The organism is Ktedonospora formicarum, from assembly GCF_016587355.1.
Classification (GTDB): Bacteria; Chloroflexota; Ktedonobacteria; order Ktedonobacterales; family Ktedonobacteraceae; genus Ktedonobacter; species Ktedonobacter formicarum.
Map to the genome: position 1 here is coordinate 2,666,359 of NZ_BNJF01000001.1, position 23,360 is coordinate 2,689,718.

Here is a 23,360-nt window from a genome sequence, read left to right on the forward strand (position 1 = left end):
TGCTTAAAGATGAAGCACAAACACAGTGAGGTGAGAACGATTAACAGCATATATATAGTAGCCAAACAAGCAGGAATCAGAGCCAGAGAAAAGAACCACAAGAATCCCACCTTGACCAGATCATAGAACGTTCTCATTAAACTCACGTATTCCCAAGGGAGAAGATATGCTATTTGCAGGCAGGAGGAAAAGATATGAGCGAACTCAATGCAGAGATGATCGTCGATATACAGCTTCTCGCAAATGTACAGGTAACTCCTGACGGCAAACGTGTTGCCTATACATTAGGAGCAAACTACAAGAAGGAGGGGAAAAGCACAAATGCCATCTGGCTCGCCACTACGGATGGAGAGCATGCACCCAAACAATTCACCAGCGGCGAATCTCAGGAGAGTAGCCCTCGATGGTCGCCAGATGGCAAGACGCTAGCCTTTCTCTCGGATCGAGCGCAGCCAGGTATTTCACAACTCCATATGATCGCGGTTGATGGTGGTGAGGCGCAGGCCTTGACCTCGAAGGAAAACAAACGCGGCATAAACCAGTTTGCATGGTCACCGAGCGGAAACCAGATCGCCTTTACCAGTGCTGATGAACCAGACGAGGAGGATGAGCGCCGCGAGAAAGAGCAGGACGACGCCCAGGTATACGGTGAGAGATGGCAGTACGCGCGCCTGCGCCTGCTCTCTCTGGCTTCCCGTGAGGTCACTACACTGGTTGGTGGCGAGCGACATATAGCGAATTTTGCCTGGCATCCCCAGGGTACCGAACTGGCATACTCAGTCTGGCGCACTCCTGAATTAGCATCAGCATCCAAAGAGACCCTCATTGAGCGAGTGCCCCTGGCGGGAGGCGAGCCCCAGGTGGTATGCCGCTTTGGCTACAATATAGAGAGCCTGTGTTGGAGCGCAAACGGCGAGACACTGCTCTTTATCGCCCCGACCGCCCAACGCGATCAATCCTCATACGCGGTCTATGCTGTTCCTGCCAGTGGTGGTACACCAGAGCGCATTGCTGGTGGCGAGACAAATTGTATCCTCGATCTCCAGGTGCTGGGCAAACAAACGCTTGCATATGTCGCCGAGGGATTAGAAACGAAGATCTGCCGCCTTGATCAGTATACAGGAGCGCTGACTTCACTCCTACCAGACACACAAGTAGAACGTGAATGTGATATAGATAGTATACATGGAGTCGTGATTGATGGCAGCACAGTACTCGCGCTAGTGCGCTCGTCAGCCCATAACGCGCCAGAAGTCTGGTGTGGCATAACAGAAAGTGAAGCCTCCATTCCCGAGCTATATCGGCTCACACACCACCATGACTACCTGGCAGGCATTCCCCTTGGTAAGCAAGAATCATTTTACTGGACAGCACCTGACGGCTGGGAGATGGATGGCATCCTCATTCGCCCACCTGAGGTTAACGAGGGGCAAGCTCTGCCAACTGTAGTGCTGGTACATGGTGGCCCTTACGGGCGTTGGGATCACCGCTTCTATCTCAGTAGCGCTAACTGGGCGCAGTGGCTGGCGACAGCGGGCTATGCAGTGCTAATGCCCAACCCGCGTGGAGGCTTTGGGCATGGCGAGCGCTTTGCTGCTGCTGCTCGCAGTGATGTAGGAGGCGCAGACTACCAGGACGTCATATCGGCGGTCGACACTGCTATTGAGCGTGGCATCGCCGATCCTGAACGGATCGCCATCGGAGGTTGGAGCCAGGGCGGCTTTATGAGTGCCTGGGCTATAACACAGACGACCCGCTTCAAGGCTGCGATTATGGGGGCCGGTGTGAGCGACTGGGGCATGATGGTTATGACTAGCGATATGCAAAGCTTCGAGCATGCGCTAGGTGGAAGTGCCCCCTGGGACGGCATCGGGCCACACCGGCATGCGCAACTCAGCCCAATCTCATTCGCACAGAATGCGCGCACACCAACCCTGATTCTACACGGCGAACGCGACGAGCGTGTTCCCTTGAGTCAGGCCCAAGGCTTCCATCGCGCACTCCTCCACTATGGCGTGCCAGTTGAACTTGTTGTCTATCCACGTGAGCCGCATGGTCTCAGGGAGCGCGCCCATCTGATTGACAGATTACGACGTGTTCGCGCCTGGTATGATCGCTGGCTACGCGCCTGATCTCTTCACATACAATACTTTGGTGTTCAGAGTGAAGGGGAATGTGCGTGAAAAATGTTACGCGCACATTCCCCTTCACTCTAAGGTTTGCTTCACCGAGCGATTCCACTGCCTGAACCAATTTGGAATACACTATCGATAGATAGAACTTTCTTGCCAAAAAGACAAAAATATATTATGGTAGTTTAAAAGAGAATAACCACCATTAGAGATTGTGAGGTTACACGTGCGTGTTGCGGTAGGATCGCGAAACCCGGTCAAGATAGAGGCCGTGGCGCTGGCATTCAAGCGCATCTGGCCTGAGCAGGAATGGGAAGTGAGTGGTATTGATGTGAGATCAGGAGTAGGAGCCCAGCCCATGAGCGATGAAGAGAGTATTCGCGGCGCGCGTAACCGGGCTGTAAGAGCACTTGAAGCGCTAGGAGCAGACTATGGCGTCGGACTAGAGGGTGGGCTGCAAGAGACTGGCGGCATATGGTTTGACTGTGGCTGGATCGTGGTCACCGACAGCAAAGGACATCAGGGAACAGGCGCCACCATTAAACTCGTCGTGCCGGAAGCCATGCTCAAGATGATCCGCGAAGGAATGGAGCTAGGAGATGTGATTGATACCATCTTCGAGCGCCAGAACAGCAAACAAGCTGAAGGCCACTTTGGTCTGATGACGGGAAATGCCCTGACGCGTGCCAGTTGTTACTCTGATGGCGTGGTAGCGGCGCTGGCACGCTTTGTGCATCCCCACCTCTTTCCCGAATCGAAAGAGAAATAGGATGTTCGCCTAATCCACTGCATTGGCAAGTGAATTGTTATTTCAACAGGGATGGAAACGTTCATGAAGAGACAAGCCCTCTCAAGGATAGAGAGAGCCTTGCTGCTCCTTCTAGCGCTCATCGGGGTCAACCTGTTCACAGGTGGCACGGCGCATGCGACCAGCATTACCACCGCCACCTGGCCGGTTTACACACCAGGGAGCAGTGGCAAAAACGTACGCGCCATTCAATATCTGCTGAAGGATCAGGGTTACTCTCTGGACCTTACCAGCACATATGATCAAGCGACTGGTATAGCACTCAAGAACTTTCAGGCCAAGAACAATTTGCGCACAGACGGCATCGTGGGAGCATTAACCTGGCCCAAACTCATCAAAGCGGGCAAGCTTAGAGATCAGGGCTACGCGATTATGGCGCTCCAATACTTATTAAACCGCGCTGGTTTCACACTCAACGATGATGGCATATTTAGTCCAGAGACAGAGAAGGTCGTGCGTAAATATCAGCAACACACGGGGCTAAACACTGATGGAGTGGCTGGTATCCGCACATGGATGAGCCTCCTCACAACAACCGCGACACAGGAGAAAAGCAACCATATCGGTCAGTTTCGGACCAGTACAACCACATCCAAGCCATCACATCCAAGCACAACAAACAAAGCTTCCAGCAGCAGCCTTCATGGCCTTTACGGTTTGGATCAGAAGCCAACTATCAACGCAACATTTATCAATCGGGTGCTGGCATACTATCACTCCCCGGCTCAAGGGCTAGGACAAACGATTTATGACAATGGCGTAAAGTACGGCATTGATCCAGCCTTCGCTCTGGCCTTTTTTGGGCATGAGAGCTCTTTTGGCCTCTATGGCATCGCTGTGGAGACGCACAGCCTGGGCAATATTCGTTGTACCGCCGGCTATATTTGCCTCGCCACTGAGGGAAATGGAAGTTTCCGCAAATATGGTTCCTGGTCTGAAGGCATTGAAGATTGGTATCGACTGATCCGCGAGCTATATCTGGATCAGAATCACCTGTATACCATAACTCAGATTGTACCTGTTTACGCTCCCCAGGCCGATCACAACAATGAGCACGTCTACATTGAGTATATCGAAGAGCACATTCAGATCTGGCGTGATGATCAGATCTACGCCTAGTAACGAGTAAGATCAAGATAGTATGTAGCCCTGTAATTAAGAGGGTATGTGTAAATGGTGAGATGGCTTAGCCTACCATTTACGCATACCCCCTTACACATTACGGTACCAGGATGCGCCAGGCATGGCTCCAGTAATCAAATATGATATATACTGATCGTATTAACTTCTCACTTACTTAGAAATATATATACATTGCCCTCAGGAGGTCACATTCTTTATGTCCGATACACCAGCACAAGAGCAAAACGGTGCGGAGCAACTACCATCGATGGACCCCAACTTCCGCCCCATCACCAGGACAGAACGGCGCAACATCTGGCTGAAAGAATATGGGGAGCAGGATATTGCCCTGCAATTCTGGATCAAGCTTGCGGAGCAGACAAATCAAGAATTCCCAGTCATGCTTCAGATGTCAGGTCAGCTCATCTTTGGTTCGATAATCAGCACCCTGACCTATGCGCGCTTTCATATTGAGCTATATGAGGAAATGTATCGTCAGGAGGACCCCGACACAGCCGACTTCTTACGGGAGTTTTATACAAATCTGGTGCCGCCAGCCGACCAACCCGAAGTCGGACCTGCCGGACTGCCAGTGCTCTTTGAGTACGTTCATTTACGTAACATTACCATTTTAAGTGGTGGGCATAAGACGAAGTTGCCCTACTGGCGTGGGCGTCTAAATGCGATTGAAGCATTTGTTTTAGGTGCGACGACCGAATAAACAGAGAGCGGGTGTTGTACGCCATCTACTAGCCCATGGCGTACAACACTATCTAGTTAGGGTTGAATAATTACTGGTGTCCCAATAGGAGCCCAATTATACAGCCATTTCGCTGCATCCAGAGGCATACCTACACAGCCATGAGAGCTATGATTATCGTCAGTCTCATCCGGTCCAAATTGTGTAATCCAGGTCGCGTCATGCAGGAAGTAGCCTCCATCTTTAAAAGCCAAAGCATAGTTAATATGTGTTGGGGGATAATAATAAGGCGACCCTTTAGGCCAGGGGGAATTAAAGGTTGTCGGGCTAAGTTTCTGCAAAACGCTGAATTTTCCGGTTGGGGTTTCCAATCCCTTACGCCCAGTTGTCACCAGGGTATCAAATACCTCCTCATCACCTTCATAAGCAACTAATTCTCTATCCGAAATGTCTACGACAATCTTCTTCGCTGATTCAGAGTTACTATTATCTTGTGCATGCACCGCACGCATAGTCAGGGGTAGAATCGCAATGCTTAGCAAGAAACAAAAGACTATAATCGATATAAAGAGAAAACGCTTAGAGCCTATTTTCATAGTATTCTCCGCTCCTTCCATGCACTTCAATGCACAAAAGTCACCATTTCCACACAATCCACCACGCACAGGCAAACAACAATCCAAACTGCCTGAAAACCTGTACGCTCCTTTCATCTTATAAGAATAAGGGCGAATGATATTGTCTATAGGGGGAAACAACTATCTTCTCAATATCTAGGGGATATAGGCACAGAATGAGTTGTAATCATCAATTACGCATCATCCGTAACCGCCCTTATTCGTAAGGCTTGCTAGTAAGGTAACATCAATAACGTTACATATATATTTTGCCTGAGCTAACAAGCTCATCAATAAGAGCGAAAAAGAGAGGCTAAAGGATTGCGCGTAATCCTTTAGCCTCTCTTTTTCGCTCTTACTCACGCCTTAGACAAAAACCTGAGTGTGCTCTTATTGAAATGCACCCCAACACTGCCTGAACGTTAGCTAGTCGCGGCAGCGCGGTGTTGGTTTTTGCATAAGACCTTAGAAAAGTGATAGTTGCTGTGGGGGCTCTTCTTTGGGTTTGGGTGGAGTAACGCTTTTAGGAGCCACGGCCGCCATGCGTTCGGCTTCAGCGATTACCAGGGGTATTTTCTTAAAATCTTCACGAATCACATTCTTAAGGCTAGCTTGATGGAGTCCTGCCGCTGGATGATACATTGCAATACAGATATAGCCAGCGTCCTTCTTGCGCGCCCGTCCATGAATCGCGCTAATTCTCTCATTGCCAAAGAACTTTGCCATGGAGAAGCGCCCCAGAGTAACAATTACATTTGGCTTCAGAGCTTCAATCTGACGATCTAGATAATCATCGCAAGCTGAGATCTCCTCGGGTTGAGGATCACGGTTCTGTGGGGGGCGACATTTGACAACGTTCGTGATAAAGACATCAGAGCGTTTAAGATTGATGCTAGCCAGAAGTTCATCGAGGAATTGTCCTGCGGGACCCACGAATGGTCGTCCTTGTTTATCTTCGTGGAAGCCAGGGCCTTCGCCAATAAAAAGAATTTTGGCGCTGGTGCTACCTTCGCCGGGAACGGCCCGAGTTCGACCTTTGCAGAGATTACATTTGGAACAGGTAGAAACCTCTGCTGCTACCTCTCTCAGTGTTTCCTCTGATGACATAGCATATACCTCATTTTCCTAACACCTCGGGAATTTATTCTTGCGGAGACATCGCCTTCCCAAGGTACACCTACATATGTAATATGCAGGTACTTCGAATTATCTGCACCAATATGTGAAAGAACCGCCGCGCGAAAACAATTTGGGCGACACAAGGTCGCCCAAATCTTTATTTGTTTTTGATTGTAATTACCAGCGGCGATCAGTCGAGCGCTGACCAAAACCACCATCACGGCGTGGACCACTGGGTGAGCGATTTGGCCCCCCCATTGGACGGCGCTGACCGAAACCACGGTCACCACCACCGCTATAACCGCCACGGTCACCACCGCGATCACCGCCATAGCCACCACGACCACCGCTATAACCGCCACGGTCACCATAGCCACCACCCATGCGCCCGCCAGAAGACGAACCTTCGCGGCTACCATAACCACCACGACTACCGCCGGGGCCACCACGACCACGACCACCGCGATCGCTCTCAATCTCGGCCTGGCTGGGCATTTCACCGCTTAACGCAGCACGGCGCGACAGATTAACGCGGCCCTGACCATCGACCTCAATCACCATCACGGTGATTTCGTCGCCGATAGAGACCACATCTTCAGGGCGCATTACCTGATAATCAGCAAGCTGCGAGGTGCGTACCAGACCCTCTTTACCAGGGAGAATTTCGACGAAGCAGCCGAAATCGACAAGGCGGCGTACTGTTCCGGTATAGATGCGACCAACCTCAACCTCTTCGGTCAGGGCGCGAACGGAATCCATCGCACGCTGCATGGCCTCACCAGAGGTCGCCGAGATGTTGACAGTACCATCATCCTCGATATCAATCTTCGCGCCGCTCTCGTCCTGAATCTTGCGGATCATCTTACCGCCTGGTCCGATCACTGCGCCAATCTTGTCGGGATTGATCTTGATACTCTGAATACGTGGCGCGTAGCTGGAGAGGTCCTCGCGTGGCGCGTCAATAGCGTCCAGCATCTTCTCCATGATAAACATGCGGCCTTCGCGTGCCTGCTCAAGAGCTTTCGCCATAATTTCGTACGTGATTCCCTTGACCTTGATATCCATCTGCAAGGCAGTCACGCCATCAGCCGTACCAGCAACCTTGAAGTCCATATCGCCAAGAGCATCTTCGATACCCTGGATATCGGAAAGCACAGACCACTTACCTTCGCGCTCACCCTCGCCAGTAATCAGGCCCATAGCGACGCCTGAGACAGGGGCGTGAATGGGCACACCAGCGTCCATCAGCGCGAGAGTTGTGCCACACACAGATCCCATGGAGGTCGAACCATTTGAGGAGAGGATATCCGACACGGTGCGAATGGTGTATGGGAATTCCTCTTGCGTTGGGATTACTGGCAAGACCGCACGCTCAGCCAGAGCACCGTGACCAATCTCACGACGGCCAGGACCGCGAAGCGGCTTACTCTCACCTGTCGAATAAGGAGGGAAGTTGTAGTGATGCATGAAGCGCTTGTTCTCATTCAAGCCCAGACCATCGAGAATCTGTTCCTCACCTGGCGACCCTAGAGTTACCACACTCAACACCTGTGTTTGACCGCGCGTGAAGAGAGCCGAGCCATGTGTGCGTGGCAGTAAGCCAACCTCGCAGGTAATCTGGCGAATGGTCTTAGTATCGCGACCATCGGGACGTACACCTGTATCGAGAATGGTATTTCGCACATAGGACTTCAATTCCTTCTCGTAGAAAGAAATGATTTCCTTCAAGCGGTCAGGGTACTGCGCGCCTAGTTCCGTTACCAGTTCATCTTGCACCTGGCTCAGTGCTGCCGAGCGTGCGGCTTTATCTGAATTATTGACCGCCGCCTCAAAGCGTGGGCGTACGAACTCGGCAACCTTACCTTGAAGCTCCGCATCGGGGGCTGGTGCCTCAAAGACCCGCTTGGGCTTACCACAAGCTTGAACGAGTTTTTCCTGCATCTTGATAATATCTTGCAGGGCCTCATGACCAAGACGTAGCGCCTCTAGCATCATATCTTCAGGCAGCTCTTTTGCGCCAGCCTCAACCATCATAATCGCGTCAGCAGTACCAGCAATAGTCAGATCAAGCTTGCTGCGTGACATAGTCGATGCATATGGATTAATCACGAACTGATCATCCACATATCCGACACGGACCGCACCAACGGGACCCGAAAAAGGAATATCCGAAATAGAGAGCGCTGCGGACGCACCGACAATGCCCATAATATCGGGATCATTTTCCTGGTCAACGGAGAGAACGGTAATCACAATCTGAACGTCGTTGCGATAACCTTTGGGAAAGAGAGGGCGAAGGGGGCGATCAGTAAGTCGGCTGGCAAGAATTGCATGCTCAGTTGCGCGACCCTCACGCTTAATAAAGCCACCAGGAATTTTACCGGCAGCATACATACGCTCTTCAACATCTACAGTTAACGGGAAAAAGTCAATACCCTCGCGGGGTTCATCGCTGCCAACCGCAGTTGCCAGGATCACAGTGTCACCATAGCGCACAAGCACTGCGCCACTACTCTGCTCAGCCACGCGACCGGTCTCAATGCTCATGACACGGCCGCCTATGACGGCTTCTTGACGGTGAATCATATTTCCTCCGACTAATAGCACCCGATACCTAAACCAGAAAGTGTGTTAAAGCTCTTCAAAGAGGATCTGTTATCTTGCCGGCCCATCTCTTCATTCATATAACAACTGGGTGCAAATCGCTTACTTGTGAAATGTACTGTTTTGCGCAAGCATAGCTATAAATGATTTAATCGCATCTTCTTAGCTCTAGCGGCGCATGTGTGCTGGTTCGTTCCTGTGTGGGAGAATACAACCCTCTTCTGCCAATCGTCTTCGCTCGTTCTTTCGTCTCTAGCTTCCTTCAACACAAACAACACAATGACATGAAATCAAACTTGAGGAGAGTAAAGGTGCAGCGGTCGAGCGAACGCTAAGGCGTGCGCCAGGATTGCGCCGACCGCATCAACCACATCCAAACGGCTTTCGCAGAAACTTTTAACCGCGCAATCCTAATTTAGCAATCAGGGCACGATAGCGTTCTGGACTTTTCTTACTCAGATATACAAGCAGGCGTCGGCGCTGTCCAACGAGTAAACGCATACCACGTCGTGAGTGCACATCTTGCTTGTTCACCTTGAGGTGCTCTGTAAGGTTCTTAATCCGAGTGGTCAGGATAGTTACCTGAACTTCAGGAGACCCGGTATCGGTCTCATGCATGCGGGAATCCGCAATCAACTGTGCTTTATCTTCAACTGTCAAAGCCACGCTTCTAACTCACCTCCTACTGTTTAGGAAATTTGGGATAGACATGATATCTTTCAGCATTATAGCATGGATCACTAGAGGGCGCAATGAAATGCGGCCTGCGGATCAGCTTTTAGTTTGTCAGGGTCACTTTTCTGCAAAAGCCGGATGGAAAGCGTTTGAAGAGCCTTTACTATTTCTGGTCAGGCTGAAGGGATTTCCAGCGGAGAAGGGGCCAAACCTCTGCATCGGGGAAAGGGGGAGGTAAAAAGCACACCGTCAATGTTGGAAAGGAGACAGGGATAATTGTATCATCCCTGTCTCATGCTTTTGTATCAGTGAAGCTGTTGAAGCTTCAAAGAGAGGAAAGTTACTTAATAGTAACTTTCGCGCCAGCCTCAGCAAGCTTGGCGGCGATGCGCTCGGCCTCTTCCTTGGAGACTGCTTCTTTAACGGGCTTTGGAGCCTCATCAACCACAGCCTTCGCCTCTTTCAGGCCCAGGCCGGTGAGCTCGCGCACGACCTTAATGACATTGATCTTGTTAGGACCAACCTCGGTGAGAACCGCGTCGAACTCGGTCTTCTCTTCTTCTTTGGCTGGAGCGGCCTCGCCACCAGTGGTGGGAGCAGCAACGGCAACAGCGGCGGGAGCAGCGCTCACACCCCACTTGTCCTGAAGGGTCTTGCTCAGCTCAACGAGCTCAAGGACATTCAACTTTTCGATCTCTGTAATGATGCTCTCAACGGACATGTCTAGTTCCTCCTAAGATAGATACCACCTTCCGAAAACCCGGGCCCTAAACGCCCACCACTCAAGTGGAATTGATTTTTCGTAGAAGACAGTTTGTGAATAAAAATGATTACTCAGCGCTCGCCCCACCCAATTGCTCGGCATGGTTCTGCAAGACATAACACAACTCGCGCATAGGAGCGCTAATAACATTGAAGACATTGGACAACGGACCCTGAATGGTACCAACAACCTCAGACTTTATCTGGTTTTTGCCACCTTTGATCTTACCAATACCTTCAACCTGCTCGGCGCTCAATGTACGACCAGCAAGAATGCCAGACTTGAGCACGACCACCTTGGAGTTGCCGGTATAGTCGACAATAGCCTTGGCGGCTGCCACTTCATCATCGTAACCGAAAGCGACGGCAGTTTGACCGTTGAAAATGCTTGTATCAAGCTCGGTCATATTGTTGCGCTCGCTGGCGATGCGCAGCAGGGTATTCTTCGCGATCTTGAACTCGACACTGGCGTCACGCATTTTCTTGCGCAGATCATTCATGTCTTTGACCGAAAGTCCCTGTGTCTGGACCAGGATAGCAATAGTCGCGCGGCCCAATTTCTCAGTTAATTCATCGATTGACTGAGCCTTTGCTTGCGTTGGCATGTTGCTCATCCTCCTTTCCCGGAAAGTGAAAATCTATTCGAAACCCCATGATGTAGAACATACAGGGCAAGAAAAAAGCCTTCGGAAGCAACCGAAGGCATGAGGTATTACGTATCTTTATACATGGGCCCACAAGCACACGATACTATGGCTAAGGCTCCACGTTATGACACGCATTCCTCGGCAAGCTGATACCAAGGGCATCGTTTGAACGCGCTAGGCGTGCTTGCTGTCTTCGGTTGCGCTTATCTAGAATCTGCTCACACAAGGGTTATCCTGGTGAACAGTGGAAAATTCATACAAAAGCGATTTACGTTATAAAACTAAGGCTTGAGTGCCAGAGCTGTTGCGACATCCAGGCGAATGCTAGGTGACATTGTTGATGTCAGCACAACGCTCTTCACATAAGTGCCTTTCGCGCCAGAGGGGCGAGCACGTACCACCGCGTCAACAACTGACGAGATGTTCGTCATCAGCGCCTCTTCGCTGAACGAAAGCTTGCCAGCAGGAATATGCAGTAAAGCAGTCTTATCGACCTTAAACTCTACGCGTCCTGCCTTAACCTCACGAATGGTTCTGGCGAGGTCGAAAGTAATAGTACCAGCTTTTGGGCTGGGCATCAAGCCCCTGGGACCCAGTTTCTTACCGAGGCGGCCAACTTTGCCCATGACATCGGGAGTTGCAATCGCGACATCAAAGCCCAACCAGTCGCTCTCGATCTGCTTGATCAGATCATCGAGACCTACGAAATCCGCACCAGCAGTCTCGGCTTCTGAGACTTTTTCGCCCTGAGCAAACACCAGGACTTTAACTTCCTTACCGGTGCCAGCAGGTAGCATTGCCACACCACGAACCATCTGGTCGGCGTGGCGTGGGTCGACGCCAAGCTTCATATGGAGCTCGACGGTAGGATCGAACTTAACGTAATTCAGTTTCTTGAGGAGTGAGACGGCTTCCCTGGGCTCGTACAGCTTCTCTGCTTCTAGCAGCTTGCTGACCTCCAGGTACTTTTTGCCATGTTTCTGAGTTGCCATAGAAATGAAAGCCCTCCTTGAGGCTAAACCACCGCAGTGACTCTCGGGCCAATGCAAGGTCAACGAATGTGCGACTTACTCTTTGTGAGAAAACCTGAGCCCATTAGCGCTAACGGCTTCAGTGACCTAGTCTTCACAAAAGATCTTAGCCGATTGTAATACCCATGCTCCGGGCGGTGCCTTCAATAGTGCGCTCAGCCGCCTCGATGCTATTCACATTCAGATCTTGGACCTTCAGTTCGGCGATCTCGCGGAGCTTCTCACGCGTAATCGAGCCTTTTTTATCTTTATTCGGAACCGAAGATCCCTTCTCGACGCCTGCAGCACTCTTCAGTAGATAAGAGACAGGCGGAGTTTTGGTCACGAAGGTGAATGAGCGATCCTCATAAATGGTGATCTCAGCTGGGATAATCATACCAGCCTTATCAGCGGTACGTGCGTTGTATTCCTTACAGAACATCATGATGTTGACGCCGTGAGGACCGAGCGCAGTACCAATTGGGGGTGCAGGATTTGCCTTACCCGCTGGAATTTGTAGGCGTACAACAGCCTTAATACGCTTAGCCATAAACCGTGTAAACTCCTCAAGAATTACGAATGGACGAATTGTTTGCCATCAAAACTCAGCTAGAAACTCCGCTCGTCCAACGTGTTTCACTTGCTGCAATCAGGACTTATGCAAGTTGGGCAATCTGTTAGATCTTCTCAACCTGTAGGAAGTCCAGCACGACCGGGGTTTCGCGACCAAAGAATGATACGAGTACAGTGACCTTGTTACGATCCATATTCAAGTCGCTGACCGTACCAATAAAATCCGCGAACGGTCCATCGATAACACGAACACTCTGGCCCTTGGAAAAACTGATCTTGGCCTTGGGTTTCTCAGTCTCTTTTGTGACCTGCTTTAAGATCGTTCTAACCTCGTGCTCCTGGAGAGGAATTGGGCGATTACCAGAACCAACGAAGCTTGTAACCCCAGGGGTGTTGCGTACAACATACCAGGCTTCATCGCTCATGATCATTTCCACGAGTACGTAACCGGGAAAGACCTTACGCTGAACTGTCCGACGCTGCCCCTGCTTAATCTCAACCTCTTCCTCCATAGGAACAATTACGCGGAAGATTTTCCCGCGCATATCCATAGAGGCGATACGAGCCTCAAGGTGGCTACGCACTTTGTTTTCGTATCCCGAATAGGTATGAATAGCAAACCAGGCGCGCTCTTCGGTATCAACACCGACTTTGGCATCAGGTCTATCATTCTCACTGGTATGTTCAGTAAACACGGTTTTCCCCTTCTGGTCGCCTGGTGACGAAGCTATTTACCATTAATAAGCAGGAAAAGTTGGTAAAGACCCAGGTCAATCAACCACAGAAACAACCCAACCGCAGCAGAAATGACGATCACAGCGATAGTCAAATTGCGAGCCTGTTCGAAGGTAGGCCATGTCACCTTGTGGCGGAGTTCATAGTAAGAGTCAACAAAGAACCCACCTAAGCGAGTATTACGAAAACGCGACCAGGTCGAGTTACCACGCTGCTCGCGGCGCGCGGCTCGGCTTCTCTCTCTGGAACCTGTCTTAGGTGCCGTTTTTGCGCTCTTAGCTGGCTGCTCCTTCTCCCTACCGCTCACCTTCGCCTCAGCCATTTGACTCCGGCTAGTATTTCTCTTTTTCTCGGCCATTTTGTTTGCCACGTTCAGCCTTTCTCGATCAGTAGAGATCGTACACGTATGCTAGTGCGAGCACTAGCACACACATACCCTACTATCTTACTTGGTCTCACGGTGGGGTACATGCTCTCGACAAGTTGTGCAGAACTTGCGCAATTCGAGGCGATCAGGATTGTTTTTCTTGTTCTTTTCCGTGGAATAGTTGCGGCTCTTGCAGGTTGTGCAAGCCAACGTGACCACGATGCGATTCTCTTTGCCTTTACTAGCCATGATATTCTCCGTTATGTTGCCTGGCTTGCAGAAGATCTGTTAGATCGAGCGACCTGGAAAGAACATGGGCGCAACATGCATTGCTGCTGAGCGCCCATGCGTTTACAAGCCTTCGATTATGCAAGAACCTTCGTACAGATGCCAGCACCGACGGTGCGACCACCTTCGCGAATGGCGAACTTCACGCCCTCTTCCATCGCGACCGGTTGGATCAGCTCGACCGTCATCTCAATGTTATCACCTGGCATCACCATCTCCACTCCCTCCGGCAACTTGATCGATCCCGTCACGTCCGTTGTGCGGACATAGAACTGAGGACGATACCCGTTGAAGAATGGCGTGTGACGACCACCCTCTTCCTTCGAGAGCACATACACCTGCGCCAGGAAGTTCTTGTGCGGCTTGATCGAGCCTGGCTTCGCCAGGACCTGACCACGCTCGATGTCCGTGCGCTCAACACCACGCAGCAAGCAGCCGACGTTGTCTCCCGCCTGACCCTCGTCCAGCGTCTTCTGGAACATCTCAACACCGGTCACCACCACCGTGCGGATGTCCTCTTTCATGCCGATGATCTCTATGTTCTCACCGACCTTCACGACACCACGCTCGATACGACCCGTCGCCACGGTACCGCGACCCTTAATGCCGAAGACATCTTCTACTGGCATCAGGAACGGCTTGTCCGTCGCGCGTGGGGGCGTTGGGATGTACTCGTCCACCTGGTCCATCAGGTCCCAGATGCACTTGGCATCCGGATCGTTGCGGGTCAGATCGCCTTTGCTCTCCAGCGCCTTGAGGGCCGAGCCACGGATGACAGGCACATCGTCGCCAGGGAACTGATAGCGTGAGAGCAACTCACGGACTTCCAGCTCGACGAGCTCAAGGAGCTCCTCATCTTCCATCATATCGCACTTGTTGAGGAAGACGACCATCGCCGGAACCTCAACCTGCTGTGCCAGCAGGACGTGCTCGCGCGTCTGAGGCATGGGGCCGTCAGGAGCGCTGACCACCAGGATGGCGCCGTCCATCTGAGCGGCACCGGTGATCATATTCTTGATGTAGTCGGCGTGACCAGGGCAGTCCACGTGAGCGTAGTGGCGCTTCTCGGTCTGGTATTCCAGGTGAGCAATCGAGATGGTGATACCGCGCTCGCGCTCTTCGGGGCCTTGTCGATCTGGTCGAAGGCCGTGTATTTGGCAAGCTGAGCAGAGGCCAGGGTCTTGGTGATGGCCGCGGTCAGGGTCGTCTTGCCATGGTCGATGTGTCCAATGGTACCCACATTAACGTGTGGTTTTGTACGCTCGAACTTCTGCTTTGCCATTTCTTAAATGTGGCTCCTTTGCAATCCTCTTGCGATCAGACAGCAATGGGGGGGTGTAGACATGCAGCAGCCGCCCCCTGATACATGATCGCATTCCTTGAAAAATATCTTCCTATTTATTTTACCAACGGGAAGGGAATGGACGATCAATTCAGAAGACGGCAGCAAAAGCTTTTAGTACTTTCTGCGCGGATTCTCGTGAAGGTGAAAGCGGATCTTTGATATGTATCCAGCCGGTATCACTCAAGAAACCACGGAGCCCGTGATGGGATTTGAACCCATGGCCTCAGTCTTACCAAGACTGTGCGCTACCCCTGCGCCACACGGGCCAGGCAGACCAGAGGGGTCTGCTTGGTGGGCAGTGGAGGATTCGAACCTCCGAAGCTCTCGCAACTGATTTACAGTCAGTCCCATTTGGCCACTTTGGTAACTGCCCAAGAGGTGTCGCTTACTTTTGAAGTTACACCAGATTTGTCGCCGTCATTCTGAACCGGTCGACGTGGTGTATTATAGCCGACCCTTATTACGATGTCAAGCACTTTCTTTCGCAGTTCGGCGAAGATTTAAAAAATTCGTTATATTGCCGGGTTTATAAAAGAAAGGGAGAGAGAAACACATCATCAATCAGAAAGGTAGCTTCATCATAGCTAATCGCTCAGGGAATCTTATGCAAAAATCCGTACGCTAAAGGCTGATCCAGGTACAATCTTAGAAGAGCTTTGGCAATAACAGTGTCAAGGAACAAGCCCACTCTCATTTTTGCATGAGCATGGGACATCGCTGAAAGGCAACATATAGGAAAAATGGGTGGCTACTATGGAGTGAGAATAGCAACAAAAATACAGCCTGAAGCAAGGATATATGAGCATAGAGAGGTAGAATTGCGAGCACAAAATCGTAAGGGAATTGTAAATTATTTCTAAGCAAATTTTAAAATGAGAGAAGGAAAGCATTGCTTCTCGCTCAATTTGCTGGTATAATTCCCAACGTTGGAGAAATTCTTTTATTCCTTCCGCAGTTATCCTTAGTCATCCGCGAGCCAGGAGCAGTACAGCCGATTCTTTTTTTAATGGCTGTTTTGCGCCTGACATTATGGCTTGGAATTATGAGGTAAAGTGCTATGGCAACGAATTATGACTTCAGTCGTTCTTCCTTTCTCATGGAACAATATCAAAAGGAAATGGAACTCATAGCTCTTGCCCTGCAAGAAGAGAGCCAGGATGAGCGTGAAGAACGTCTAGGTCTAGTCACACGTTCATGGTCCCTCACCACTGCCTGCTTCCAGAGCCAACTGGAAACCAGTGAGTCAACTGTGTATGCCCCTGCCGTTTTAGCCCACCAGTAGTGATTGTCGTTAGTCGAGAGCGTTCACTTAGAAAAAACACAAGTAGAATGATATTATGCCCCACCCACCAGAACTTGCACCGGAAGAGTTAACCTATCAAACACCTGTGCAGTTTGGCATGGTGTATTGGGTAAATTTCGGCTATCCCTCTCTGCCACCTGGCATTGAGGAGAAGCGCATTCTCGACTGGCATCCCGCGCTTGTCGTTTCCGCGGAGCCTTTTTGTCGTCATGCAGGGGCCATTAACGTTGTCGCTTTGACTTCTTATCGCGGCAAGTTACGCCCCTATCACCATCTCCTTCTCAAACGCGATTACCCTCTTCTAGATACTGATAGTCTGGTCAAAACAGAGCTTATGTATCCAGTACTACGCTCTCTGCTGGCAGATCAATATGCAATTTGCCGCTTGCATGATATGGATATGCGTTCTATCATGGCAAAGGTCGCAAATAGTCTGGCAATTACTTTCTACTACTCTCTTCACTAATCATTTGGCTTTTTGAGAGGATACTTTGGCAAAACAATCCTCTCTTATTTAAGAGCATAGAGAGTCTAACCAAGCTGGACAATAAGGGATGCTCTATCTAGTGAGAAAGTCCAAATAATGCCAATTGATCAGAACCAGTTACGTTTGTTGCCCTCTGTTGAAGAACTCCTGCTCACTCCTACCGGGCAAAAATTAATTGAGCACTATTCACGCCCTCTAACTGTACGCGCTTTTCGCGAGGCGCTCACGCTGGGACGACAAGAGATTCTCAAAGGTACACCTTGCCCGCCAAGAGACTTTTTTCTAGAGGGCGCAACGCGGAAACTGGAAGAACAGGACCTTCCCCATCTACGCCCCTTGATAAACGCGACAGGTGTCATTATTAATACGAACCTGGGGCGGGCTCCTCTGAGCGCGACCGCGCTGGAAGCTGTAGCTAGGGTCGCACACGGTTATTCCAACCTGGAATATGATCTAACTGCGGGTGAGCGTGGCTCCAGACACGATCATGTCTCAGCGCTCCTATGTGAGATCACAGGCGCGGAAGGGGCTCTGATTACGAATAATAACGCGGCAGCAGTGCTACTTGCACTTAGCACGCTGGCACAGGGACGCGAAGTAATTATATCTCGGGGACAGTTAGTGGAAATCGGTGGTGGTTTCCGTATACCAGATGTTATGCGTCAGAGCGGTTGTAAGCTGATTGAGGTAGGAACAACTAATCGGACACGCGCGCGCGATTATGCTAACGCAATTACCACTGAAACGGCACTCCTCCTGACAGTACATCCAAGTAATTTCTTGATTACCGGTTTCACTGAGTCGACTTCCGAACAGGAACTGGTGGCACTGGGACAGAAATACAGTTTACCAGTTATGCATGATCTGGGAAGTGGTTGCCTGCTAAATAGCGAGCATTATGGGCTAGCTCATGAGCCTATGCCACAGGAAAGCATTCAGGCCGGAGTAGATGTGGTTTGTTTTTCTGGAGACAAGCTTTTAGGCGGTCCGCAAGCAGGGATTCTGGTAGGCAAAGCCAATATTATCAAGCAATTAGCACAGCATCCCTTAATGCGAGCAGTACGCGTTGACAAAATGGTGTTAACAGCTCTTGAGGCGACGTTACAACACTACAGGCGTGGTGAGGCGGAGCGCCATATTCCGGTCTGGCGCATGATTTCAGCCCGGTCAGAGGCATTGGGGCGAAGAGTTGACCGATGGATTGAGCAATTGCGTGATCGGGGCATAACCACGCGCCGCCGGATTGGACAATCAACGGTGGGAGGTGGTTCGCTCCCCACAGAGACATTACCCACAATTCTGCTCGCGCTAGAAGCACATGACAGCCAGAAACCACTCGCTGAACTCGCTCGACACTTACGCATGCGCCCCGTACCAGTCATTACACGAATTTCACGCGATACCTTGCTTTTTGATCCACGTACAATGTTAGAGGAGCAGGACGCGGAGTTCGTCCAGGCGCTAATCGAAAGCTATTATACGTAGGCTCTCGATTGGCATCTACATATATACCCACATTTCTCCGCAGCTCAATCAATTCACATAACACCTCCACAGCAATTCCCATAAACCATGTATATAGGCTTATAAAGCCTCCTCACACAATGCCATATCTGCGGTTAAGAAGCGGCGTTATAGCATAAGACATTCAGGCCATTTCTGAATGTGGAAAGCTGAATTTTGACGTACCATCAGGTACAATAGTATAACAGTTACATAAATACATTCAACTACGTCATTTGCTTTCAATCACACTCATTCCGAGCTATAAATATACCTTGCAAAGCCAGGGGAGTTATATGCGGTTGATATAAGAGGCTTTGTTGAAACTGGGGGAAGGAGTCGCCGATGGTTTTTTTTGCTCGCTTAAAAGCGGGGTTACTTGTTCTGCTCTTGATGGGAGGATTGATAGGGATTGGGGTGCTAGGCACGCAAATGGTAGGAAACCATTTCTCACAAGCCAACGCAACGCAGCATGCCCAGGGCAAGATTATCAAAATCATGGGACCAGAGAAAGATTTCCAGCTTCTCTTAGCTGACAAGCGCGTACTCTCCTTTCATTGTGGAACAGGATGCCGAGCGTCACTCAGCCATATGCAAAGACATCTAACGGAAAAAGCCACAACCGATGTGTATTATCTGATTACGCCCGGACAAGGTAAACAAGGGCAACAGCTACAGGCGGTTTCTGTGGATTGATGTCTACAAATCAAGAAGAATTCAACCTGTCTTCACAGATTCCCAAAGAAAGCCAACGAGAAGAGAGAGGAAGATGCAGCGAGCAGACATCGTCATTATCGGGAATGGCATTGCTGGATTGACAGCAGCGGTTGAAGCACGTCGCTATGCAACTGATAAGCGCATCGTCATTATCACAGAACAAGTGCATCCCACAATTAATACACCGGCTTTAAAGCAATTTGCGATTGGACGATTGTCACGCGAGCAATTGCTGGCATACCCAGCTGGCACAGAACGACAGGAACATATTCGTATCATGCCAGCACACGTTGAGGAGATACATGCCAATAGTCGCTATGTGACCCTGACCGATGGGCAAACACTCGGCTATGGGAAGCTCTTAATCGCTACAGGTAGCGTTCCAATAGGTCTACCAGAAACTATCCCAGGGCGAAACTTTGATGGCGTCCTCACTCTCCATCGCTTGCAGAATTACCTGGATCTACGCAGACGTTTGCCAGAGGTGCGCGAGGCAGTCGTTATTGGCGGCGGTGTTCATGCGATTGAGACAGTAATGGGGCTACTGTACCTAAATATGCAAGTACATTGGCTCATTCGAGGCAAAACATTTATGGGCCGCACTCTGGATAATGAAGCGTCACAGATTGTACTCGATAATGTACGACGCGCAGGTGCAAAAGTTCATACGGAAACAGAAGCCATTGGAGTTGTAGGGCGGGTAGGTGCGGTTATTGGCGTGATTACTAACCAGCAACAGATGCTCCCCTGCCAGTTAGTGCTAATGTGCACCGGAACCCAGCCTGCAATGGATTTAGCGAAGAGGAGCACAATTCCAATCCAGCATAAGCAAGGCATCATTGTAGATGACCAGTTGAGGACGAATGTACCACATATCTTTGCGGCAGGCGATGTGGCTGCACTTCCCAATCCCCAAACAGGTAAATACGCGCCGCGTGCTCAATGGTACTCAGCAGTACTCCAGGGACGCCTGGTAGGTGCAATGCTGGCAGGTCGTAAGGATCTCGCACAACAACAATTTGGCATTGCCTGGCACGCAACACATGTGGGTGAGCTCTCAATGTTGACCGTTGGTGATCCACTTCTCGAAGGACCCACCATCTCAAAGGTGACAGATAAAAGCCAGGGAGGATATCGGAGGTTGGCATTGGAGGGCGACCGCCTTGTGGGCTACCTCTCATTAGGCCAAACACAACCTGATAGCCTCGCCATCAAGCGTATCATCGAGGAGGGGCATTCGGTCCGCAACATTCTGCGCGAGCTTCAGAAGGGGAATTTCGACGCCCGACAATATCTTTCACGCCTCAACTCACACACCGCACGTGGGATTATTTCGGGCAAGCTCCCTGTCATCCAGGCTCCAACATCAACCACAACGAAGAATCTCAAACCTCAACTCGATGAACAGCCCGCCGTAGCAGCAAAGGGAACAGGTCCTATACAGTTGCAAGGGTCGTTACACAGCGAAATGCAAAAACATACAGGCCCCATAGAAATGACACACGCAACCAGGCAACCCAGCAACAATGATCAACAAAGAGATACCGGCGAAGCCTGGTTATTGGATGGTGCATCGGAAGCACCACAAGCATCTCAACATAGTTTGAATCCCTTCAATGGCAATTTACCCGTACCTGGATACTCATTGTTAGGCGATGAGGAGATAGAGGTATTTAGTGGTCGGCTTCCGCAACCGATGTCCTCTATGGTCCCACATCAGGAGCGCGAGCCTTTTAGTGGTAATCGCCCCCAGCCAGGCATACAAAATCCAAATCAAAGGAAAAATGAGCCAAAAAAGCTCTGGTCTTATGCGGAGAAAACTCCCGGACGCAGAGCAGAAACACAAAAGAATATGGAGACATCGCCGTCACCGGGAAATACTGGTCAGCTCTGGCTCTACGGAAAACGACAGGATAGCAAGAAGGAGTAACTATATTCATGAGTAGCGTATTCAAGCCGGAACCAGTTATGCTCCACAAAACAGGGCCACAGGTCTTGCAAGAAATTAATGCCTGTATCGGTTGTAACGAATGTTTGCGCGCCTGTCCAGCTCTGGCTGAGCCTATCACTATTGACCGGTTGAACCGAGAGACTCTTGCGGGCGGCATTTCACCCGCTGTAGCTCGCTTCGCTCGAACCTGTTATCAGTGCGGAGCCTGTGTTTCCCCATGTCCGGTAGGACTCCATCGAGATGCCATGATGATGTGGCTCAAGGTACGCTTACTGCGCAAAACACTGGAGGAGTAAATTATGCGTGCTCCTGGAACCCATCAGACAAGAAGCGAGCAGGGTTATCACCTCCTCTTCTTTTACGCAAATAGTGCCTGGGTAAAATGTAGTGCCGTTGGCTTTCTTCTGTTTGGAGGAGGCGTAGTTTTTTATCTATTGTGGCAACGATTGAGTGAGGATGCCTCACCTGATAGCGTGGCGGGTTATATTTTAGCCTTTGCGGGTATGGGTTTCCTACTACTAGCTGCATTTCGCTATAGCATGGTCCGACGCGCGCGTAAACGGGCCATTGGACAGCTCAACGCCTCCCTAAACTGGCATATGTGCTTTGGGCTGGTGGGATTAGCACTCCTCTTTCTACATAGCTTTGGCAACTTTAATCCTCGCTCTGGCACCTATGCTCTCTATGGCATGATCGCCATGGTCATAAGTGGTAGCGTAGGCAAGATATTGGACCGCATTCTCCCCAGGCTCATTACCCAAGAGGTACATCAAACGCTGACAAGCTCAGGAGAAGACAAGGTTGAACGAATTTCGCGCAAACTTCAGGCTGTTAGCGAGCAGAAGAAGGGGAGCAGTAAGCTTCAACTCAGCCTGGCTGGTATTCTCTATGGAAGAGATCAAAGCCAGCCCGGATTAGCTGGAACTCAACGGCGAGATGCATCAATGGTTGGGCTCTCGATTCCACCATCCTGGGATCTGGCATACATCTCATTGGAAGAGACGCCACAAGAATTGAAACAGCGAGAAATTACCCTGGCAACCAATCCTACGTCTGGCAACGAGACACAGAAGCAGATGCTTGAGATCAAAAATGTACAGCATTCCTTGCACAAGGAACAGTTTTATCGCTATACACTACGATACTGGCGTCTCATACATAAGCTGCTAGCTCTCGTTACTCTGGGTCTGACAATCTGGCATCTTGTCTATGCCCTGCAATTGCTCATTCCGGTCTGGCTAAAACATTAGTCAGAAAAGACCCATAGGGATTTTCGTGAAGACTTGACTTCCAAAAACAAAATGGGCAGATAGAACGTATTATATATATGAGTTCTCTTCTATCTGCCCAGCTCCTGGGCTGTAGCAAAGAACCATTTTAGCAACAAAATATCTATCAATGAGCACAGTCATAAAAAGGAGCCAAAGGCATGATGCAAGAACGAACCAGGCGAGCCGGGCAACAGGCAAAGAAGCAGGCGGTACATCTGCTTCGTCATCCCAAACGCCTTGAGATCCTCTTTCACTTCATTAAAACGGGTAAGCTCGTCAAGCGTTTGCTGGTCGATAGGCGCGTACCTGCGCTACGCAAAGTAGCCTTTGGAGGTGTGGTTGCGTTCCTTCTCGCTCTCTTGCTCATTCCAGACTTGGAAGTTCTTCTGGCAGGCACAGTCCTACCAGTTATTGGCGAAGTCCTTGGAATACCACTAGATGCAGGGCTGGACTGGGCGGTATTCGCACTCTTCGCGACGAATATGCTCCGCCTCTTTCCCCAAGAGTTCGTAACCGAACATTATGAGAACATCTTCCATGATGGCAAGAAAGTCTATATAGACGCAGAGGAATGGGAACAACTACGCTAAAATATTCTAGAAAAGTGGCAAAGAATACCAAACT

23 protein-coding genes, 2 tRNA genes, 1 pseudogene and 1 other annotated feature are annotated in these 23,360 nt (G+C 50.3%); of the genes and pseudogenes, 12 read left to right on the forward strand and 14 right to left on the reverse strand.

Going from position 1 to position 23,360, the window contains the following annotated elements:
* Positions 1–194: 194 nt before the first annotated feature.
* From K3T82_RS11490 to K3T82_RS11505, 4 genes are all read left to right on the forward strand, one after another.
* On the forward strand, positions 195–2,132 hold the full coding sequence (locus K3T82_RS11490) for a S9 family peptidase (RefSeq protein ID WP_220193596.1): 1,938 nt from the start codon (positions 195–197) through the stop codon (positions 2,130–2,132).
* 226 nt (positions 2,133–2,358) lie between these two features.
* The gene (gene yjjX, locus K3T82_RS11495) at positions 2,359–2,901 is read left to right on the forward strand and encodes an inosine/xanthosine triphosphatase (RefSeq protein ID WP_220193597.1); all 543 of its coding nucleotides are present in this window, start codon (positions 2,359–2,361) and stop codon (positions 2,899–2,901) included.
* Positions 2,902–2,964: 63 nt separating this feature from the next.
* The gene (locus K3T82_RS11500; protein WP_220193598.1) at positions 2,965–4,059 is read left to right on the forward strand and encodes a peptidoglycan-binding protein; all 1,095 of its coding nucleotides are present in this window, start codon (positions 2,965–2,967) and stop codon (positions 4,057–4,059) included.
* A gap of 220 nt (positions 4,060–4,279) precedes the next feature.
* On the forward strand, positions 4,280–4,783 hold the full coding sequence (locus tag K3T82_RS11505) for a hypothetical protein (RefSeq protein WP_220193599.1): 504 nt from the start codon (positions 4,280–4,282) through the stop codon (positions 4,781–4,783).
* 56 nt (positions 4,784–4,839) lie between these two features.
* Here the strand turns inward: K3T82_RS11505 and K3T82_RS11510 are convergent, their stop codons facing one another.
* The 14 genes and pseudogenes from K3T82_RS11510 to K3T82_RS11575 all read right to left on the reverse strand — a co-directional run bounded on the left by K3T82_RS11510 (position 4,840) and on the right by K3T82_RS11575 (position 15,877).
* Entirely contained in the window at positions 4,840–5,358 is a 519-nt protein-coding gene (locus tag K3T82_RS11510) for a L,D-transpeptidase (protein ID WP_220193600.1), read from the reverse strand.
* Positions 5,359–5,844: 486 nt separating this feature from the next.
* Entirely contained in the window at positions 5,845–6,486 is a 642-nt protein-coding gene (locus tag K3T82_RS11515; protein WP_220193601.1) for a uracil-DNA glycosylase, read from the reverse strand.
* A 189-nt stretch (positions 6,487–6,675) separates the two neighbouring features.
* Entirely contained in the window at positions 6,676–9,084 is a 2,409-nt protein-coding gene (locus tag K3T82_RS11520) for a polyribonucleotide nucleotidyltransferase (RefSeq protein WP_220193602.1), read from the reverse strand.
* Between the two features lie 414 nt (positions 9,085–9,498).
* Positions 9,499–9,768, reverse strand: a complete 270-nt coding sequence (gene rpsO, locus K3T82_RS11525) for a 30S ribosomal protein S15 (RefSeq protein WP_220193603.1) — start codon at positions 9,766–9,768, stop codon at positions 9,499–9,501.
* A gap of 349 nt (positions 9,769–10,117) precedes the next feature.
* Complete coding sequence (rplL, locus tag K3T82_RS11530; protein WP_220193604.1) at positions 10,118–10,498, reverse strand: 50S ribosomal protein L7/L12; 381 nt, start codon at positions 10,496–10,498, stop codon at positions 10,118–10,120.
* A 109-nt stretch (positions 10,499–10,607) separates the two neighbouring features.
* Positions 10,608–11,144, reverse strand: a complete 537-nt coding sequence (rplJ, locus tag K3T82_RS11535; RefSeq protein ID WP_220193605.1) for a 50S ribosomal protein L10 — start codon at positions 11,142–11,144, stop codon at positions 10,608–10,610.
* Positions 11,145–11,206: 62 nt separating this feature from the next.
* Positions 11,207–11,401, reverse strand: a sequence feature (ribosomal protein L10 leader region).
* A 66-nt stretch (positions 11,402–11,467) separates the two neighbouring features.
* Complete coding sequence (gene rplA / locus K3T82_RS11540) at positions 11,468–12,178, reverse strand: 50S ribosomal protein L1 (RefSeq protein ID WP_220193606.1); 711 nt, start codon at positions 12,176–12,178, stop codon at positions 11,468–11,470.
* A gap of 145 nt (positions 12,179–12,323) precedes the next feature.
* Entirely contained in the window at positions 12,324–12,746 is a 423-nt protein-coding gene (gene rplK / locus K3T82_RS11545) for a 50S ribosomal protein L11 (RefSeq protein ID WP_220193607.1), read from the reverse strand.
* Positions 12,747–12,873: 127 nt separating this feature from the next.
* The gene (nusG, locus tag K3T82_RS11550; RefSeq protein ID WP_220193608.1) at positions 12,874–13,464 is read right to left on the reverse strand and encodes a transcription termination/antitermination protein NusG; all 591 of its coding nucleotides are present in this window, start codon (positions 13,462–13,464) and stop codon (positions 12,874–12,876) included.
* Between the two features lie 32 nt (positions 13,465–13,496).
* Complete coding sequence (gene secE / locus K3T82_RS11555; protein WP_220193609.1) at positions 13,497–13,874, reverse strand: preprotein translocase subunit SecE; 378 nt, start codon at positions 13,872–13,874, stop codon at positions 13,497–13,499.
* A 75-nt stretch (positions 13,875–13,949) separates the two neighbouring features.
* On the reverse strand, positions 13,950–14,120 hold the full coding sequence (gene rpmG / locus K3T82_RS11560; protein WP_220193610.1) for a 50S ribosomal protein L33: 171 nt from the start codon (positions 14,118–14,120) through the stop codon (positions 13,950–13,952).
* Positions 14,121–14,236: 116 nt separating this feature from the next.
* A pseudogene (gene tuf / locus K3T82_RS11565) lies at positions 14,237–15,441 on the reverse strand (elongation factor Tu).
* A 257-nt stretch (positions 15,442–15,698) separates the two neighbouring features.
* Positions 15,699–15,770 (reverse strand) — tRNA-Thr (locus tag K3T82_RS11570).
* A gap of 23 nt (positions 15,771–15,793) precedes the next feature.
* Positions 15,794–15,877 (reverse strand) — tRNA-Tyr (locus K3T82_RS11575).
* Positions 15,878–16,561: 684 nt separating this feature from the next.
* On the opposite strand from K3T82_RS11575, the gene K3T82_RS11580 reads away from it, so the two are divergent.
* The 8 genes from K3T82_RS11580 to K3T82_RS11615 all read left to right on the forward strand — a co-directional run bounded on the left by K3T82_RS11580 (position 16,562) and on the right by K3T82_RS11615 (position 23,326).
* Entirely contained in the window at positions 16,562–16,786 is a 225-nt protein-coding gene (locus tag K3T82_RS11580; protein WP_220193611.1) for a hypothetical protein, read from the forward strand.
* A gap of 55 nt (positions 16,787–16,841) precedes the next feature.
* Positions 16,842–17,273, forward strand: coding sequence for a type II toxin-antitoxin system PemK/MazF family toxin (locus K3T82_RS11585; RefSeq protein WP_220193612.1), 432 nt, complete (start codon positions 16,842–16,844; stop codon positions 17,271–17,273).
* Between the two features lie 117 nt (positions 17,274–17,390).
* Positions 17,391–18,779, forward strand: a complete 1,389-nt coding sequence (gene selA, locus K3T82_RS11590) for an L-seryl-tRNA(Sec) selenium transferase (protein ID WP_220193613.1) — start codon at positions 17,391–17,393, stop codon at positions 18,777–18,779.
* Between the two features lie 363 nt (positions 18,780–19,142).
* A complete protein-coding gene (locus K3T82_RS11595) occupies positions 19,143–19,493 on the forward strand; it encodes a hypothetical protein (protein ID WP_220193614.1) in 351 nt (116 codons plus the stop codon).
* 73 nt (positions 19,494–19,566) lie between these two features.
* Positions 19,567–21,444 carry an NAD(P)/FAD-dependent oxidoreductase gene (locus K3T82_RS11600; protein WP_220193615.1) on the forward strand — a complete coding sequence of 626 codons (1,878 nt, stop codon included), beginning with the start codon at positions 19,567–19,569 and terminating at the stop codon, positions 21,442–21,444.
* A gap of 8 nt (positions 21,445–21,452) precedes the next feature.
* On the forward strand, positions 21,453–21,761 hold the full coding sequence (locus tag K3T82_RS11605) for a 4Fe-4S dicluster domain-containing protein (protein WP_220193616.1): 309 nt from the start codon (positions 21,453–21,455) through the stop codon (positions 21,759–21,761).
* Positions 21,762–21,764: 3 nt separating this feature from the next.
* Complete coding sequence (locus tag K3T82_RS11610; protein WP_220193617.1) at positions 21,765–22,715, forward strand: hypothetical protein; 951 nt, start codon at positions 21,765–21,767, stop codon at positions 22,713–22,715.
* 179 nt (positions 22,716–22,894) lie between these two features.
* Complete coding sequence (locus tag K3T82_RS11615) at positions 22,895–23,326, forward strand: hypothetical protein (protein WP_220193618.1); 432 nt, start codon at positions 22,895–22,897, stop codon at positions 23,324–23,326.
* Positions 23,327–23,360 lie beyond the last annotated feature (34 nt).